The organism is Pyxidicoccus sp. MSG2 (genome assembly GCF_026626705.1).
Taxonomy (GTDB): domain Bacteria; phylum Myxococcota; class Myxococcia; order Myxococcales; family Myxococcaceae; genus Myxococcus.
The window spans coordinates 3,969,515-3,985,845 of sequence record NZ_JAPNKC010000001.1 but is presented as its reverse complement, the minus strand read 5'-3'; the positions used below and the strand labels follow the sequence as shown (position 1 = coordinate 3,985,845).

Here is a 16,331-nt window from a genome sequence, read left to right as displayed (position 1 = left end):
ACTCAGACCTTTCCGTTGGGGGTGAGCAACACCTTGCCGCCGCGGCCGCCCTCCATGGCCCGCGCCAGCGCGTCCTTGATGTCCTCCAGCGCGAAGGTGCCCTCCACCGCCGTCTTCAGGGTGCCATTGGCAATCAGCCCCGCCAGCCGGGTGAAGAGGGCGCGCTGCTCCTCGCGCGGGGTGCGCTTCATCCACAGCACCAGCCAGAAGCCGCGCAGGGTGACGTCCTTGAAGATGGTGGCCGCCGCGGACAGCTTCGGCGCCTTGCCGCTCATGACGCCGTAGTTCACCACCGTGCCACCCGTGGCGAGCGAGTCGCCCAGGTTCATCGTGGAGTCGCCGCCCACACCGTCCAGGGCCAGCCGCACCTTCGCGCCGCCCGTCACCTCGCGCACGCGCTCGGACAGTTTGTCGGAGTCCACCAGCACGGCGTCCGCGCCCAGCGCCGTGAGCTCCGCCGCCAGCTCCTCGCGGCGCACCACATTCACCGTCTTGTACCCGGCCAGCTTCGCCAGGGTGATGACGTAGCGCCCCACCGCCGAGTTGGCGGCGTTCTGCAGCACCCAGTCCCCGGGCTGCAGGGTGACGAACTGCCGCAGCATGATGTCCGCGGTGGGCGGGTTGACGAACATCATCGACGCCTGCAGCACGTCCGTGCCCGGGGGCACTGGCGTCAGCGCCTCGGCGGGAGCGGTGAGGTGGGTGCGCCAGGTGCCCGCGCCGAGCGGGAGGAACACGACGTCTCCCACGCGCACGGCGGTGGAGTCCTTCACCTCCACCACCCGGCCCACGCCCTCGTTGCCGGGGGTGGCGGGCAGCTTGGGGAGCTGGCCGTACTGGCCGGTGATGGTGAGCACGTCGGAGGGATTGATGGGGCTGGCCAGCACCTCCAGCCGCGCCTCGCCGGGCTTCAGCGCCACGTCCGGCTCCTCCACCACCTCCACCACCTTCATGGGATGTCCGAAGGTCGAGAACCGCACTGCTTTCATGCGTCGCTCCGTGTCCGAGGGGGAAAACGCAGGCGCACCCTAGCGACCTTCCGTCCGGGAGCCGAGCGTGCAGGCAGGCACTGTCGCCCGGTGGTTCTCACCTCCGGAGGCCGTGTGGGACAGGCCCGGGTGTCCACCCTCGAACGGGGAGGGCAGGCAGCGGACGCCTTCTGACAGTCCGCCCTCCCCTCCGGCGATCACGCTGCTCACCTTGATTCCTGGCCCAAGGATGGGTGGGACGGCGAAGAGGGGGCGAGGGTGAGCGACGCGCACGGGGAGGTGTCCCTGGGCCAGCCGATGGGTGCCGTGATGACGGTGCCCGCGCTGCCTGGAAACGTGCGCCGGCGGATGACGGGACTCCTGCGTCCCCTCTTCGCGCTGGCCGGACTGGGGATGCTGGCGCTGCTGGTGCGCAAGGCGGGCCCCCATGAGCTGGGCGCGGTGTTGTCGGACGCCGCCGGCTGGCTGCCCTGCGTGGTGCTGCTGGAGATGGGACGCCAGTGCATGGACGCGCTGGCCACGCGCTTCTCGTACGGGGCGGGTGCGGAGAAGGTTCCCCTGTCCGTGCTGGCGCGCGCGCAGCTCATCGGTACGGCGGTGTCCAGCATGGCCCCGGCGGGGCGCGCGGCGGCGGAGGCCACCAAGGCGGCCCTCCTCGCGCCCCACATGGGCGGCGCCAACGCCACGTCGGCGGCGGCCACCTCGCAGTCCGCGTCCCTGGCGGCGGGGGGCTTCATCTCCTTCCCGTGCGCGGCGGCGTCGTACCTCCTGACGGGCTTCTCGATTTTCACGGTGGCCATGCTGGCGCACGGCGTGTTGCTGGTGTCGCTGTCGGCGGGCGTGCGCGCGTGCATGCGCGCGAAGCGGCCCGGCGCGTGGATGGCGCGGCGCTTCCGCCGGTGGGCCTCGCACGCGGAGCAGTTCCAGGCCTCCGCGCGGTGCGGTGCGCTGCTGCCCTGTCGCCCCACGCTGGCCTTCCTGGGCAGCCGGCTGCTCCAGGTGTGCCAGTACGCGGTGCTGACGCACGCGGTGGGCATCGACACCTCGGTGGTGCAGGCCCTCTTCTCCCAGGGCCTCTACCTCTGCGCGCTGGCGGTGGGCTCGCTGGTGCCGGGGCAGGTGGGGGTGAGTGACGGGGCCTTCGCGCTCGCGGCGGGCGTGCTGGACACCACGGCCGCGCGCGCCATGTCGGTGGCGCTGCTCGGGCACCTGGTGCAGTTGCTCTTCGTCGCGGCGGGCGCGCTCACGCCGCTGGTGTGGCGAGCGCGGGCGACCCGGCCCGCTTCACCCGCACCGGCGTGCCGCTGAAGGCGGCGTTGCCGCTGAGCGCGTCCAGCGCCCGCTCATCCGTGAGGTCGTTGATGCTGGCACCCGCGCTCCCGGTGGCGACCTGGAGCCGCGTGCCCTGGCGTCCATGCCCGTAGCCGTGCGGCAGGCTCACCACGCCGGGCATCACGTCGTCCGTCACCGCGACGGGCACCGTCACCTCGCCCACGCGGGAGGTGACGGAGACGTCCTCGCCGTCGGTGAGTCCCAGCCGTGTCGCGTCCTCCGGGTGCACCATCAGCGTGCAGCGCGGCTTGCCCTTCACCAGCCCGGGCACGTTGTGCAGCCAGGAGTTGTTGTCGCGCAGGTGGCGCCGGCCGATGAGGAGCAATTCGCCGCTCGCCACCTCTGGCGTGGCGGCGTCGAGGAAGCGCTCGCGCAGCCGCTTCACGTCCGCCACCAGCACTTCCGGGGCGAGGTGGATGCGGTGGTCCCTCGTCTGGAGGCGGTGGGGGAGGCAGGGCTTCAGCGGGCCCAGGTCCACGCCGTGCGGCGCCTCGCGCAGCTTCGCGAGGGAGAGGCCCTGCTTCAGCGGGTGGAAGTGGGCACCATGGGGCCCCAGCCGCAGGCCCAGGTCCAGCAGCCGCTCCGGGCCCATGCGTGACAGTGCCTGGTACTTCAGCGCGGCGCGAAGTGACCTACGGCCCTTGCGCAGCACCTCCAGCCGGTGCTGGAGCGAGAGGAGAATCTGCCAGTCGTGGCGCGCGTCCGGCCCCGGCTCGAAGAGGGCGGGCGAGTACTTCGCCGTGTTGCGCACCGCGAGCACGTGGAAGGCGATGTCGTAGTGGCTGCGCTCCAGCGGGGACACGGGCGGGAGGATGAGGTGCGCGTGGCGCGTCGTCTCGTTGAGGTACGGGTCGATGCTCACCATGAAGTCCAGCCCGCCCAGCGCACGGTCCAGTTGCGCGCCGTTGGGGGTGGACAGCACGGGGTTGCCCGCGAGCGTGACGAGCGCGCGGATGCGGCCCTCGCCCGGGGTGAGGATTTCCTCCGCGAGCGCGGCGACGGGCAGCTCGCCGCCGAACTCGGGCAGCCCGCGCACGCGGCTCTTCCAGCGGCCGATGCTGCCGCGCCCCAGGCCCAGCGCCTTGGGGCCGCCGACGATGTCGAAGGCGGGCAGGGTGAACATGGCGCCGCCCTCGCGGTCCATGTTGCCCGTCACCGTGTTGAGGACGTTGATGAGCCACTGGCACAGCGAGCCGAACGGCTGCGTGGACAGGCCCATGCGGCCGTAGCAGACGGCGCCTTCCGCGGCGAGGAAGTCCCGGGCAATGCCGCGCACCGTCTCGGGCGCCACGCCGGTGTGCGCGGCCACGCGCTCGGGCGTGAAGTCGCGGGCCAGCTCGCGCACCGCGTCCAGGCCGTCCACGTGCGCGGCGAGGTGGCCGGGGCGCGGCGTGCCCTCCACCACGGCCACGTGCAGCAGGGCGAGCAGCAGGAGCGCGTCGGTGCCGGGACGGATGAAGACGTGGGCGTCGGCGATGCGGGCTGTTTCAGTCCGGCGCGGGTCGACGACGACGACGCGGCCGCCGCGCTGCTGAATCGCGCGCAGGCGGGTGCGCACGTCCGGGGCCGTCATCAGGCTGCCGTTGGAGGCCAGCGGGTTGGCGCCCATCACCAGCATGTACCGGGTGCGGTCGATGTCCGGAATCGGCACCAGGAGCTGGTGGCCGAACATGAGGTAGGCGACGAGCTGGTGCGGGAGCTGGTCCACCGACGTGGCGGAGAAGCGGTTGCGCGAGCGGAGCGTCCGCAGCAGCTCGGGCCCGAACATGATGCTGCCCAGGTTGTGGACGTTGGGGTTGCCCAGGTACGCGCCCACCGCGTCGCGGCCGTGCTCCTTCTGGATGGCATGGAGGCGGCGCGCCACCTCGTCCAGCGCGTCCTCCCAGGACACCTGCTCCCAGCCGCTCGCGGTGCGGCGCATGGGGTGGCGCAGCCGGTCCGGGTCCTCGTGCAAATCCTTGAGGGCCAGCGCCTTGGGACAGATGTGGCCTCGGCTGAACGCGTCTTCCTCGTCGCCGCGGATGGAGGTGATGCGCTCTCCCTCCAGCTCGATGCGCAGGCCGCACATGGCCTCGCAGAGGTTGCAGGTACGGAAGTGGACCCGGGACGCGGCGGTGGCGCTCATGCCCCGGACTCTACAACGCTCCGGGTGGCCGACACGGCGAGGTGCCCTTCAGTCGGACTCCAGACGGAAGGTCTTCGAGAGCCACTGCTCGATTCCACCCTGGCTGGCCACGGCGGTGTACCGCCTGGCGAAACTGGAATCCCCAGTCCCACGCGGCGGAGCCGTGGAAGGATGGTCGCGAAAGGGAGAGCCCGACATGCATCGCGTTTCGTCGTTCATCGTCGCAGTGGGACTGCTGCTCGCGCCGTCCGTCGTTGGAGCCCAGGCCGGAGCCCAGGCCGAGGGCGCCCGGAAGGAACAGTCCTTCCAGCTGAAGAAGCGCCAGGCCGCGGTCGGCGACGTGGAGACGGTGGACCTGCTGGTGGCGCTGCGGCTGGCTTTCGAGCTGACCGGGCCGGAGATAGAGCCCGAGCCGCTGAACGTGTCGAGCACGACGGCCAGCCACTGCACCACCACGGTGCTCGCCGCGCGCAAGGGCATCGTCGACCGGGTGAAGGTGGCCTTCGGGGACATGTCCGACGAGACGGAGGAGGGCGGCAAGAAGGAGCGGCAGGGCAGCCCGATCAGCGGCAGGACGTACCTCGCCGGGATGACGAAGGGGCGCCTGGTGGTGACGGACGAGGCGGGCAAGCCCGTCTCCAAGGAGGAACAGGCCGCCGTGAAGGAGAACCTGCCGGAGCTGGGCAAGGCGGACCCGCTGGAGGCGGCGCTTCCCGACAAGCCCATCCGCGTGGGGGACAGCCTGGACCGCTTCGCCAAGGTCTTCACCGAGGAGGTCCTCCAGACGGAGGACCCGTCCACGCGCTTCCGTGGGACTCGCATCCGTCTCTCCGAAATCACCCAGGACGCGAAGGGCCCCGTGGGCATCTTCAGCGTGTCGACGACGATGACCCTCAAGCAGGCCGACTCGCCCGTGGTGATGACGATTCCCCTGGAGGGAAGGCTGTCCATGCTGGCGGAAGGCGCCCGCTTGCTCGAGTTCTCCCTCGCCGGCCCCGCGCAGGTGGCGGTGCGCGAGGAGTTTCGCAACCACGGCGTGACGGTGGCGGGCGAGGGAGAGATGAAGCTGCACCTGACGTGCTCGGTTCCTCAGTGAGGAATCGGGACCAGCAGGGTGCGCACCTCGTCGAGGAGCGCGGAGATCACCGCCTCGTGCGAGCCGGCCGAGTCTCCTGGCGCGTACTCGACGAGGCTCGCGCCCACCTGGTGGAGTGACTCGCGGAGGGCGCGGAGCTGGGCGACGAGCAGTGCCAGCTCCAGCCCGTGGGGCGTGGGACACGCGACATCGGGCAGCTCGCCCGGGTCGGTGACGTCCAGGTCCATGTGGACGTAGACGTGGCGGAAGCCCGAGTCGCGCAGGGCCTGGGCCAGGGCGCCCGGCCGTGAGCGCAGGTCCGTGGGCGTGAAGCGGCGCAGCGCGTGCTCGCGGATGAAGTCGGCCTCGGGCGGGTCCAGCTCGCGCACGCCCGCGAGGAACACCTGCCGGGGCTCCAGGTGGGGCCGCGCGCCTTCGACGAAGGCGGGAGCGCCCTGGCCCAGCAGCACGCGCAGCGCCATGCCGTGGAAGTGCGCGCTGAGCGAGCTGTCAGGCGTGTTGAGGTCGGCGTGGGCGTCGAACCAGACCACTGCCAGGTCTCCGCCGAGCCGGGCGTTGAGGTAGCTGACGGGGGCCACTTCCACGCCGCAGTCGCCGCCAATCGTGAGCACTCGCGCGGGCTGGTGGGCGTCCAGCAACCGGCGGGCCGCACCGAGCTGCTCCACCAGCTCGCCATGTCCCCACACGCCCGCCTCGCGGCGCAGTGGGTGCACGGAGGGCACGTCCACCCGGGCCCACGGGCCCACTCCGTCGAGTCGTGCGCGCAGCCGCCGCGCGCCCGTCTCCAGCGCTGGCACTTCGCCCGCGCCCTGCCACTGCGGGAAGAAGAGGCCGAGCGAGCCGTCTCGTGTCGTGGAGGTCGTCATCCGTCTCCCTTTCCGGGGCGCGCCACGCCCGCCTTCCTGGACGGCGTGCAGCGTAGGCCCGTCATCGTCTCACGGGGATGACGTGTTGCGTTGCCGTGACCCTGCCGCGCCGCGGTGCCCTGCTCGCATGGCCGACGGCCCACCGACACGGCGGGGCCGTGACATGAGGCTGACAAAGAATTGTCAGTGTCGGGGGTTAGAGGGTTTCACATGTTCCTGCACGCGCTCGGCCACTTCCACCCGCCCAACCTCCTGACGAATGCCTTCTTCGAGGAACTCGGACTCGAGACGAACGACGCGTGGATTCTGGAGCGGGTGGGCATCCGGACGCGGCACACGGGCTGCCGCTGGACTACCTGCGCGAGACGCGCAACCGCGACGTGCGCGCGGCGCAGGAGGCGGCCCTCTTCAGCAACGCGGAGACGGGGCGGCGGGCGGCGCTGATGGCGCTGGAGCGAGCGGGGCTGAAGCCGTCGGACATCGGCCTGGTGGTGGCGGGCGGGTGCAGCCCGGACGAGTGCATTCCGGCCGAGTCCAACCGCGTGGCGCAGCTGCTGGGCATCGACGCGCCAGCGGTGGACCTGCAGAGCGCGTGCTCGTCGTTCTGCATGCAGCTCCACTTCCTCACGGGCATGCGGCCGGAGCGTCTGCCGGACTACGTGCTGGTGGTGAACATGGACAACTCCACGCGCGTGGTGGACTACACGGACCGCTCCAGCGCGGTGCTGTGGGGTGACGGCGCGTCGGCGGCGATTCTGTCCCCGAGGATACCGGGTCGCTGGCAGGTGACGGAGACGCTGCTCGCGGGAGACCCGGCGGGCGCGGACAAGGTGCGCGTGCCGCGCGTGGGCCACTTCACCCAGCAGGGCGGCGAGGTGCAGAAGTTCGCCATCCGCCGCACGGGGGAGACGTTCCAGGACTTGCGCGGGCGCTACCTGGCGAAACACCCGGCGAAGGGGCAGGGGGACGTCACCTTCATCGGACACCAGGCGAACCTGCGCATGCTGGAGTCGGTGCAGCGGCGCTGCGAGGTGCCTGACGCGCGCCACGTCTACAACGTGAACGTGCGAGGGAACACGGGCTCGGCTGGAGCACCGGGCGTGCTCAGCGAGCACTGGGATGATGCGTCGCTGGGCGATGCGGTGGTGCTGAGCGTGGTCGGCAGCGGGCTCACCTGGGCGGGCGCGCTGCTGGAGCGCACGGCGGCCGCGAAGCCGTAGCGCGAGGGTACTACCGGGCCCGCGATGGCTTTGTGCTCCATCTCGACGAGCATCCATCTTCCACCGGGACCTCCGCCCACGACGGTCGTGCGGAGGCTCCTTCAGCTTGCCTTCGAGGAGTACCGCTGGTTCCCACCCGCCTTGTCGTCGTGCTTCGGAGATGCGGCACGCCTGGAGCCTGGGAGCCCTGACTACGAAGCCCTCCTCGCCCAGTACGACGAGTACCAGAGCGTCTCCGTCATGGACCGCATGGAGCATGACTTCCTGAGCATCTCCACGTCGGCGCGGACGGAATATCCTTTTGTCGGCGGGCTCACCTGGGCCGTCTCGATTGAAGAGGAACGCCTCGCGGGATGGCTCGGTACTCACCTGCATCAGGTGGTGGAGCTCATGCGACTGGTGGGGTCCTCACTGGCGCAGTCCGGAATGATTGATGACGTGTACCGCAAAGAAGAGCGGTTCATCCCCAACCCCGATGGCTTCGGCACCGAGCAGACCTTCACCGTGAGAGACCCCAGCGAAGGGCTTGCCGGACTCTTCTGGCGCAACTTCTTCGGCCCGCCTTTCATCCGCATGTTCGGCGAGCGCCTTCTCTCCCTCCCGCCAGACACCCGCCAGGAGCTCGGAAACGGAATCGTCCTCGTCCAGCCCTACGCGCTCCCCACGCAGGCGATGACACCGGAGGGGGACGCCATCGAGCAGCGCCTCATCACCGTGCTCGGCCCCGAGTGCTTCTACGACCACGAGCATCACCGCAAGCCCACGCGTGTCCCGGAACTCACCGCTCCTCTGTAAGCGAGTCCCACGGAATGACAGGCCGGGCCCGGAGCAACGGGGCCCGGCCTTCATTCACACAGCGTTACGGCGTCGCGCTGCCACCGCGAGGAGCCCGCCGTCCGCGTCGGAGCGTGAGCACGCCCAGGTTGCTCCCCACCTCGGCGTATCACTGCACCGAGAAGCGCACCCGTGAGGGCATGAGCCGCGGTGCACCGCGAGGCGCGCTCAAGGAGGCACGGGCCTCACTGCACCGAGAAGCTCACCGTGTTGCTGGTGGCCGTCTCCGTACCCGACGTGGCCGTGGCCGTCACACTGTGGGTGCCGCGCACGCGCGCCGTGTAGCTCCACGTGGCCTTGCCGTTGGCGGCCGTGGACACGGTGAGCACTGCGGTGACGCCATCCGGCCGGCTGACGCTGAAGCGCACGCTGGCCTGCGCGGCGAGGGTGCCTCGCGTCACGGTGGTGGTGAGGGGCACCGCGCTGTTGCGCTTGTAGCTCGTGCCCGGCACGGACAGCGTGGCCTTGAGCGGCGGCGGGGTGACGTTCACCGTGAAGGCGCCCGTCGTCGTGCTCGCGCCCGGGTGTGAAGCGAGGCCACTGAGCGTGTAGCTGCCTGCCGCCGTCTCCGGCGGAGTCACGGTGAGACCCACCGTGCCGCTCGCGCCCGCCGCCAGCGTGAGCGCCGTCTGCGCGAAGCCGTACGTCCAGCCCGACGGCACCGTGGCGCCCACCGTGAAGCTGCTCGCAGTGCACGCCCTGTTGTCGGTGTTCGTCACCCTCATGGTGAAGGTGAGCGGCTTGCCCGCCTCCACGGTGCCCGAAGCCGGCGTGAAGCTCACGGTGGGCGCATTGCGCCGACACACCACGCGCGCCTCCAGTTCCGCGCCACCGACGGAGGTGTCGCCGCGCAACACGCCCAGTTCGAAGTAGCGGCTCCCGCTGCCCGCATTCGTGGGCGCCGTGACAGTCAACGTGGCGGTAGCAGTACCCCCGGGCGTCACGGTGAGCGACGGCGCGGAGAGGACGGACGCCCAGGGGTCGGTGTCGGTCAAATCCAACGTGAAGGTGGACGCGCCGCACGACGCCGGGTCGTGGTTGGTGAGCGACAGCGTGTAGCTCGCCGAGCCGCCGGGCTCCACGTCCACCGTCGCGGGCAGCACGGTGAACGTGGGCGCCGTGCGCACGCACGGATTCACCGTCACCGTGGCCGTGGTGGTGGCCTCCACCGTGTAGCCGTCCCGCAGCACCTGCACGTCCACGTCGTAGGTGCCCTGCGCATCCGTGGGCACCGCCTTGTACATGGTGAACTCGAAGGAGCCGCCGGCCTCGATGTCGAAGCCGAACTGGTCATATTCAGTGATCCAGCCCTGGGGCAGCGTGGACGCGGGCTCGAAGTACACCCAGCCGCAGGCGCGCGAGTCGTGGTTGATGAGGGTGACTCCGAAGGCGGCGGTGTCTCCGGCGGTGACGACCTGCGACTGCCGGTCGAAGCGCACCTCGATGGGCGCCGTCTGGCACGGCGCAATCACGTCCAGCGTGTCATCCGCGGTGACGCTCTCCGAGTCCCGCGAGACGGTAAGGTCCACCGTGTACGTGGCATACGGCGTGCTTTCTGGAACCTGCTTGGAGAAGTAGAGGAAGCGCTGCTTGCCGGGCTCCAGGGTGATGCTGGCGGGCAGGTCCGTGGTCGGCCAGCCCGCGGGCAGCGAAGTCTGGAAGGCGAACGTGGACGCGGGGCAGCCCACCGTGTCGTTGTTGGTGAGTGTGAGGCCGCTCTCCACCTGCCAGCCCGGCACGGCGTACTCGTACCAGGTGTCGAACTCCACCGTCGGCGGTGCGCGCACGCACGGCACCGGCTCGTAGTGGACGCTCACGGTGATGCCCGCGGGTGTGGCGCCGTCCACCGTCAGCCGCAGGTTGGTGTACGGGTCCGTCCACGTGGCGCCGGGCAGGAGCGCCGGGTCCAACCACGAGGGCGTCTCCGGGGTGAAGTCGAGCAGGTGCGTGTAGCTGCTGGTGGACGGGTCCTCGTAGTGGATGACGGCGCCGCCGAACACCTGCGAGGGCAGGGTGACGTCGTAGTCGCCCACGGGGCGGCGGGCCTCCAGCCACAGCCAGCCGTCGCCATGGAAGCCCCGGCGCACCTTCAGCGCCTGCACGCCGCTGCCCAGCGGCGCGGACAGCGGGGACAAGGTGAAGGTGCCGTCGGTGCCGTCCACCGTGGTCACCGCGCCCGGCTCCAGCCAGCCGATGCGCACCTTGTGGGGCGCGGCGTACTGGCCCAGGTTCCAGCTCCCCATGGTGGAGAACAAATCTCCGTACTCGGTGAGGCTGCCCGTGACGCCCACGGGGCCCAGCGCCTCCGCGCCGAAGTCGCGCGAGCTGGCGTGGTGCAGGGTGAGGTTGTGGCCGGCCTCGTGCGTCACCAGCTCCACGCCCAGGTCATTGGGGCTCATGTACTCGGCGCGCAGCCACGACGTGGAGGCGGTGATGGGGCCGTCCTGCGTCTGCTGCGTGCCGCACGCCAGCGTGCCCAGGCCGCCGTAGTAGCAGCTCGTACCCGTCGCCTGCGGGTGGACGATGAAGACGCGGTCGTACTGGCGGAAGTCCACGTCCGCGTCGGCGGCGGCGATGGCGGCGATGCGCATCGCGTCCGACTCGTTGCAGGAGTACCCACGGTCCAGCGTGTACCAGCCCACCACGTCACCGCTGGCGGTGGTGCGGCCCTGGGACGCCTCGCTCCAGAAGCGCGTCAGCGAGCGCTGCGTGCTGGAGAAGAACACCTCGCGCACCTGCTCCACGGTGAGCGCCTGCGGCTGCCCCGGGAAGGTGGCCAGGATGACGAGCGTGCGCTGGTCCCCCGTGGAGGTGCATGCCGACGTGGCGGAGAGCGCCGAGCGCACCGGCACCACCTGGGCCTCCTCCGCGGCCAGCCGCGTCCCCAGCTTGAGGCCCTGGACGCGCACGCGCAGGCCGCTGCGCAGCTCCCCAGGCGCGGCGTGGGCGAAGCGCACCTGGAGCCGCTCTCCCTTCACGCGCAGGAAGTGCTCCGTGCGCACCTCGGTCCGCGCGGGGCTGTCCGCGACGAGGACTTCCCACTCACCTTCGAACGTGCCGCGCGCCTCCAGGAGCGGCGCGGCATCGGGGTGCTTGCGGGCCAGGCTCGCGCGCACCGACTCCGGCAGGGCCAGCGCCAGGGCGGCGCCCGCGTCCACGTCCATCAGCGCGGCCAGGGCCTCGGCGCGCTCGCTCAGCACGGGCGTGACGCTCGCCGCGCTCCGGCGCAGCCGGGCGTTGAGGTGGGACACCTTTTCCTTCAGCGGCGCCACCTCGGGCCGCGCGGGGGCCTGGCCTTCCGTCTTCACGGGGGCCGGCGCGGACGGCGCGGGCTCCTCCTGCGTGGCACAGCCCACGGCCAGCGCCAGGGTGACTGCCAGTAACGTGCGAAGCATTCCTTCTCCCGGATGAGCGGCGGCCCCGGCACATGGAGTGCGCCTTGCTGGCCGCCGCGCGCGCCTTGTGCACTGGGGCGCTGGATGTTTTCAACACCACTCCAGCACTCGCGGGCGCGAGGCCCGTGCCGTTGCGTGGAGTTGTCCGGGATGTCGCCCCAGCGTGTTACGGGACATGGGTGTGTTCACCGTCCTGGCACCCGAGGTGTGCCGCGCTTCACCACCCGTGGTCCTCGTCCACTGCCGCACAGCCCCGGGGTTTCAGACGGTGGCGGTCCGGCGCGTCCGTGCGCACCGTACGCGGTACCGGATTGAGAGGGGTTCGGGGGTCCAACGCATGAGAACTCTGGCGTGGCGTACAGGTGCGCGGTGGCTCGTGCTCGGCATGGTGCTCGCCGTGGGCACGGCCCAGGCGGGCCAGAAGCAGGTGGGCGGCGTCGACATGCCGGACTCGCTGACGCTGCAGGGGCGCAGGATTGCCCTCGCGCATATGCAGTTGCAAAAGCGACTGTTCTTCAAAGTCTACGTGTGGAGCCTCTACCTGGAGAACGAGCCGCGCAGCGCGTCCGAGGCCATCGCCTCCAACTCCGTCAAGCGCCTCCACTTCCGCTTCCTGCGCAACATCAGCCGCGAGCAACTCGTGGGCAGCCTGCGCGACGGCCTCCAGAAGAACCCGGACATGAAGCAGGGGCCCATGGCCGACCACCTGCGCGTCATGCTGTCCTCGCTCAAGGACGTCCGGAAGGGCGAGGACCTCGTCATCACCTACCTGCCCGGCGCCGGGCTGGAGATTGGCGGCGGCGCCAGCGGAGGGGCCTTCATCCCCGGCAAGAGCTTCGCCGACGCCCTCTTCTCCGTGTGGCTGGAGGCCCACCCCATCTTCCCCCGCTGAGCACGGGCGAGCCCCCTCCTGGCGGGCGTTCATTTGTGTTCAAAACAAAGTGGAGGTTCTTCCTGACCCGGGCCGCTGCTGGCGGTAGTCTGGCAGCTCATTCACTGCTGTCGGGAGGACACGTACACATGCGGACACGGCTGGTTCTGGCGGCACTCGTCGCGCTCTCCACGGGCTGCGTCTCGAAGGGGAAGTTCGAAGCCAAGACGCTGGAGGCGGAGCAGCTCGCCAAGGGGCTCAATGACGAGAAGGGCGCGCGCGCGGCCGCCGAGGAGAAGGTGAAGGCGCTGGAGGCGGAGCGGGACGCGCTCAACGCCCGGCTCACCACCTCCGAGTCGCGCCTCACCGCGGGCTCCGCCGAGCGCCGCGCCCTGGAAGAGAAGAACGCGCAGCTCCAGGCCCTCAACGACGAGCTGGCGCGCAACACGAAGCAGCTGAGCCAGGCGAAGGCGGAGCTGGAGAAGAAGAGCTCCGAGTACGAGAACCTCGCCCAGAGCCTCAAGCAGGAGATTTCCGACGGGAAGATCCAGCTGTCCGAGCTGAAGGGGAAGATGACCGTCCAGCTCAAGGACAAGATTCTCTTCGCCTCCGGCTCCGCGCGCGTGGGCAAGGAGGGTGAGGACGCCCTGGCGAAGATCGCCGACGCGCTCAAGACGGTGCAGGGAAAAATCATCCGCGTGGAGGGCCACACGGACGACGTCCCCATCGGCAGTGCCCAGTTCCCCACCAACTGGGAGCTGAGCCTGGCGCGCGCCATGGCGGTGGTGCGCAGCCTCCAGGACGCCGGCGTGGACCCCACGACGCTGTCCGCGGCGGGGTATGGCCAGTACCAGCCCATCGCCGCGAATGACTCGCCGGAAAATCGTTCGCTCAACCGGCGAATCGAAATCGTGCTCGCGCCCAAGTAACACCCGAAGCGCAGGGACGTATATGAGGGGCTCGGCACTTCCCCGCCCCTCATGAAAACACTCGCACTCGTCCTCTGTCTCCTCGCGGCCGAAGCCCGGGCCTGGCTTCCCCAGTCTCCGGAGGACGCCGGCACCATGGATGCCGGTGTCCCCACCGGTGTGCTGACGAAGCCGCCCGCCCTGCTGCGCCAGGTGGAGGCCCCGTACCCGCCGGACGCCGCCGCCCAGCAGCTCGAGGGCACGGTGGTGATGTTCATCGACATCTCGGAGACGGGCACCGTCACGAATGTCGAAGTCACCCAGCCCGCCGGCCACGGCTTCGACGAGGCGGCGGTGGAGGCGGTGAAGCAGTTCCAGTTCGAGCCCGCCGAGGTGGACAACGTCCCCGCCCCGGTGCGCATCCAGTACGCCTACCAGTTCGTCTTCCGCCCGGCCCCGCCGCCGGAGGGCACCGACGGCGGCGCCGCCACGCCCGAGGCCCCCGTGAATTTCAGCGGCCAGGCGCTGGAGCGCGGCACGCGCAACCCGCTCAACGGCGCGGAGGTGGTGCTGCCGGAGCTGGACCTGTCCACCGTGTCGGACGCGGAGGGGCGCTTCTCGTTCAGGGGCGTCCCCCCGGGCACCCACGAGGTGCTGGTGGTGCAGGGCGGGTACGACCGCTACCGCACGAAGGAGACGATTTCGGAAGGGCAGGAGACGCGCGTCACGTACTACGTGCGCAAGCGCATCTTCAGCCAGTACGAGACGGTGGTGCGCACGGAGCGCGAGCGCAAGGAGGTGACGCAGACCTCCATCCAGGTGGCCGAGGTGCAGCGCATCCCCGGCACTCAGGGCGACACGCTGAAGGTGGTGCAGAACCTGCCCGGCGTGGCGCGCCCCGCCTTCAACGGCGGCCAGCTCATCATCCGCGGCTCCAGCCCGCAGGAGTCTGGCGTCTTCCTCGACGGCCAGCGCATTCCGCTGCTGTACCACTTCGGTGGCCTCACCTCCGTGTACAACTCGGAGCTGCTGGACGCGGTGGACTACCTGCCCGGCAACTTCTCCGCCTACTACGGCGACCTCACCGGCGGCGTCATCAACGTGCGCAGCCGCGAGCCGCGCATGGACCGCATCCACGGCACCGTGGGCGTCAGCCTGATTGAATCCAACGCGGTCATCGAAGGGCCCATTACCGAGACGCTGGGCTTCGTGGTGGGCGGCCGGCGCTCGTACATCGACCTGGTGCTGGGGCTGGTGCCCGAGGGCGACAACGGGCCCAGCCTCCAGGTGGCGCCGCGCTACTACGACGCGCAGCTCAAGCTGGTGTGGAAGCCCCTGTCGCGGCACACCTTCTCGTTGCAGGGGCTCACCTCGCGCGACAGGCTGGGCCTCGTCTTCGACCAGCCGGCGGACAATGACCCCACCGTCACCGGCGACCTGGACGTCACCACCGGCTTCAACCAGCTCCGGCTGCGCCACCAGTACCGCGGCGACAAGCTCACGCTGGACACGCAGGCGCTGGTGGGCAGCACGCTCCTGGAGTTCGCCATCGGCGAGCGCGGCCTGCGCATCGACTCCACGGACCTGAATCTGCGCTCCACCGCCGAGTACGCCTTCGGCGACGCGCTCACGCTGGCCGGTGGCCTGGACGTGGTGAGCAGCTTCGCGCACGTCACCGCGCGCATCCAATCCCCACCGCGCGAGGGCGAGCCGCCCACGCCCACCGTCACCGACGAGCTGCTCGTCACCGACGGGGACTTCGTCCAGTACTTCCCCTCCGTCTGGGTGGAGGCGCGCTGGCGGCCCATCAAGGACCTGCTGGTGGTGCCGGGCGTGCGCGCGGAGAGCTACGTCTTCACGGACCAGGCGTCGCCGCAGCGCACCCTCAACCCGCGCCTGGCGGTGCGCTACGCGCTCACGGAGACGGTGTCGCTCAAGGGCGGCGCGGGCGTCTACCACGGCCCGCCCATCCAGGATGAGCCGAGCGCCACCTTCGGCAACCCGGACCTCGCGGCGAAGCGCTCGCTCCAGTACGGCCTGGGCGCGGAGTGGCAGCCGAGGCCGGAGTGGTTCATCAGCGGCGAGGTCTTCTACAACGACCTGGATGGCCTCATCGTCCGCTCCAACGGCACCGTGGTGCGCGACGGCGAGCCGGTGCCGGAGCGGCTGAAGAACGGCGGGGTGGGCCGCATCTACGGCCTGGAGGTGCTGGTGCGCCGCTCGCTGACGGACCGCCTCTTCGGGTGGATTTCCTACACGCTCAGCCGCAGCGAGCGCCGCGACTCGCCCGACGCGGCGTGGCGCCTCTTCGACAATGACCAGACGCACGTGCTGACGGCGATTGCGTCCTACAAGCTGCCGAGGGGCTGGGAGGTGGGCGCGCGCCTGCGCTTCGCCTCGGGCAACCCCACCACGCCCGTGGTCGGCGCCGTGCGCGACGATGTGAATGACGTCTTCGTGCCCCTCTACGCGGCGGTGAACTCGGTGCGGCTGCCGTCCTTCAACCAACTGGACATCCGCGTGGACAAGAACTTCGTCTTCGAGCGGTGGACCCTGGACGTCTACCTGGACCTGACGAACGCCTACAACAACCCGGCGGTGGAAGGCATCGCCTACAACTACAACTACTCGCAGAGCGCGTACTTCGAGGGGCTGCCCATCCTCCCGATTCTCGGCGCCAAGGGGAGCTTCTAGC

General features: G+C 70.4%; 11 protein-coding genes. 7 read left to right on the top strand and 4 right to left on the bottom strand.

Annotated elements, in window-relative coordinates; genetic code table 11:
- Positions 1-2 precede the first annotated feature (2 nt).
- Positions 3-989, bottom strand: coding sequence for a zinc-dependent alcohol dehydrogenase family protein (locus OV427_RS15035; RefSeq protein ID WP_267856796.1), 987 nt, complete (start codon positions 987-989; stop codon positions 3-5).
- 258 nt (positions 990-1,247) lie between these two features.
- Between OV427_RS15035 and OV427_RS15030 the strand changes: the two genes are divergently transcribed.
- Positions 1,248-2,297, top strand: a complete 1,050-nt coding sequence (locus OV427_RS15030) for a lysylphosphatidylglycerol synthase domain-containing protein (RefSeq protein WP_267856795.1) — start codon at positions 1,248-1,250, stop codon at positions 2,295-2,297.
- Here OV427_RS15030 and OV427_RS15025 read toward each other — a convergent pair.
- Positions 2,233-4,446: a molybdopterin oxidoreductase family protein gene (locus tag OV427_RS15025; RefSeq protein WP_267856794.1), complete on the bottom strand. Its 2,214-nt coding sequence runs from the start codon at positions 4,444-4,446 to the stop codon at positions 2,233-2,235. The genes OV427_RS15030 and OV427_RS15025 overlap by 65 nt on opposite strands.
- Positions 4,447-4,642: 196 nt before the next feature.
- On the opposite strand from OV427_RS15025, the gene OV427_RS15020 reads away from it, so the two are divergent.
- Positions 4,643-5,542 (top strand): hypothetical protein, encoded by a 900-nt coding sequence (locus tag OV427_RS15020; RefSeq protein WP_267856793.1) that lies wholly within the window; start codon positions 4,643-4,645, stop codon positions 5,540-5,542.
- Here OV427_RS15020 and OV427_RS15015 read toward each other — a convergent pair.
- Positions 5,536-6,408, bottom strand: a complete 873-nt coding sequence (locus tag OV427_RS15015) for an arginase family protein (protein WP_267856792.1) — start codon at positions 6,406-6,408, stop codon at positions 5,536-5,538. The two genes, OV427_RS15020 and OV427_RS15015, sit on opposite strands and share 7 nt — an antisense overlap.
- Before the next feature lie 299 nt (positions 6,409-6,707).
- Here OV427_RS15015 and OV427_RS15010 point away from each other — a divergent pair, with 299 nt between their 5' ends.
- On the top strand, positions 6,708-7,628 hold the full coding sequence (locus OV427_RS15010; protein ID WP_267856791.1) for a 3-oxoacyl-ACP synthase III family protein: 921 nt from the start codon (positions 6,708-6,710) through the stop codon (positions 7,626-7,628).
- 87 nt (positions 7,629-7,715) lie between these two features.
- A complete protein-coding gene (locus tag OV427_RS15005) occupies positions 7,716-8,423 on the top strand; it encodes a hypothetical protein (protein ID WP_267856790.1) in 708 nt (235 codons plus the stop codon).
- A gap of 224 nt (positions 8,424-8,647) precedes the next feature.
- On the opposite strand, the gene OV427_RS15000 is transcribed toward OV427_RS15005, so the two are convergent.
- Positions 8,648-11,857, bottom strand: coding sequence for an NEW3 domain-containing protein (locus OV427_RS15000; RefSeq protein WP_267856789.1), 3,210 nt, complete (start codon positions 11,855-11,857; stop codon positions 8,648-8,650).
- 337 nt (positions 11,858-12,194) lie between these two features.
- Between OV427_RS15000 and OV427_RS14995 the strand changes: the two genes are divergently transcribed.
- From OV427_RS14995 to OV427_RS14985, 3 genes are all read left to right on the top strand, one after another.
- Positions 12,195-12,749: a chalcone isomerase family protein gene (locus OV427_RS14995; protein ID WP_267856788.1), complete on the top strand. Its 555-nt coding sequence runs from the start codon at positions 12,195-12,197 to the stop codon at positions 12,747-12,749.
- 128 nt (positions 12,750-12,877) lie between these two features.
- Complete coding sequence (locus tag OV427_RS14990; RefSeq protein ID WP_267856787.1) at positions 12,878-13,657, top strand: OmpA family protein; 780 nt, start codon at positions 12,878-12,880, stop codon at positions 13,655-13,657.
- Positions 13,658-13,708: 51 nt separating this feature from the next.
- Entirely contained in the window at positions 13,709-16,330 is a 2,622-nt protein-coding gene (locus OV427_RS14985; RefSeq protein ID WP_267856786.1) for a TonB-dependent receptor, read from the top strand.
- Position 16,331 lies beyond the last annotated feature (1 nt).

Coding starts and splice junctions, on each gene's coding strand:
- OV427_RS15025 (WP_267856794.1), bottom strand. CDS start 4,446: ATGAGCGCCACCGCCGCGTCCCGGGTCCACTTCCGTACCTGCAACCTC.
- OV427_RS14985 (WP_267856786.1), top strand. CDS start 13,709: ATGAAAACACTCGCACTCGTCCTCTGTCTCCTCGCGGCCGAAGCCCGG.
- OV427_RS15020 (WP_267856793.1), top strand. CDS start 4,643: ATGCATCGCGTTTCGTCGTTCATCGTCGCAGTGGGACTGCTGCTCGCG.
- OV427_RS14995 (WP_267856788.1), top strand. CDS start 12,195: ATGAGAACTCTGGCGTGGCGTACAGGTGCGCGGTGGCTCGTGCTCGGC.
- OV427_RS15035 (WP_267856796.1), bottom strand. CDS start 989: ATGAAAGCAGTGCGGTTCTCGACCTTCGGACATCCCATGAAGGTGGTG.
- OV427_RS15015 (WP_267856792.1), bottom strand. CDS start 6,408: ATGACGACCTCCACGACACGAGACGGCTCGCTCGGCCTCTTCTTCCCG.
- OV427_RS15000 (WP_267856789.1), bottom strand. CDS start 11,857: ATGCTTCGCACGTTACTGGCAGTCACCCTGGCGCTGGCCGTGGGCTGT.
- OV427_RS14990 (WP_267856787.1), top strand. CDS start 12,878: ATGCGGACACGGCTGGTTCTGGCGGCACTCGTCGCGCTCTCCACGGGC.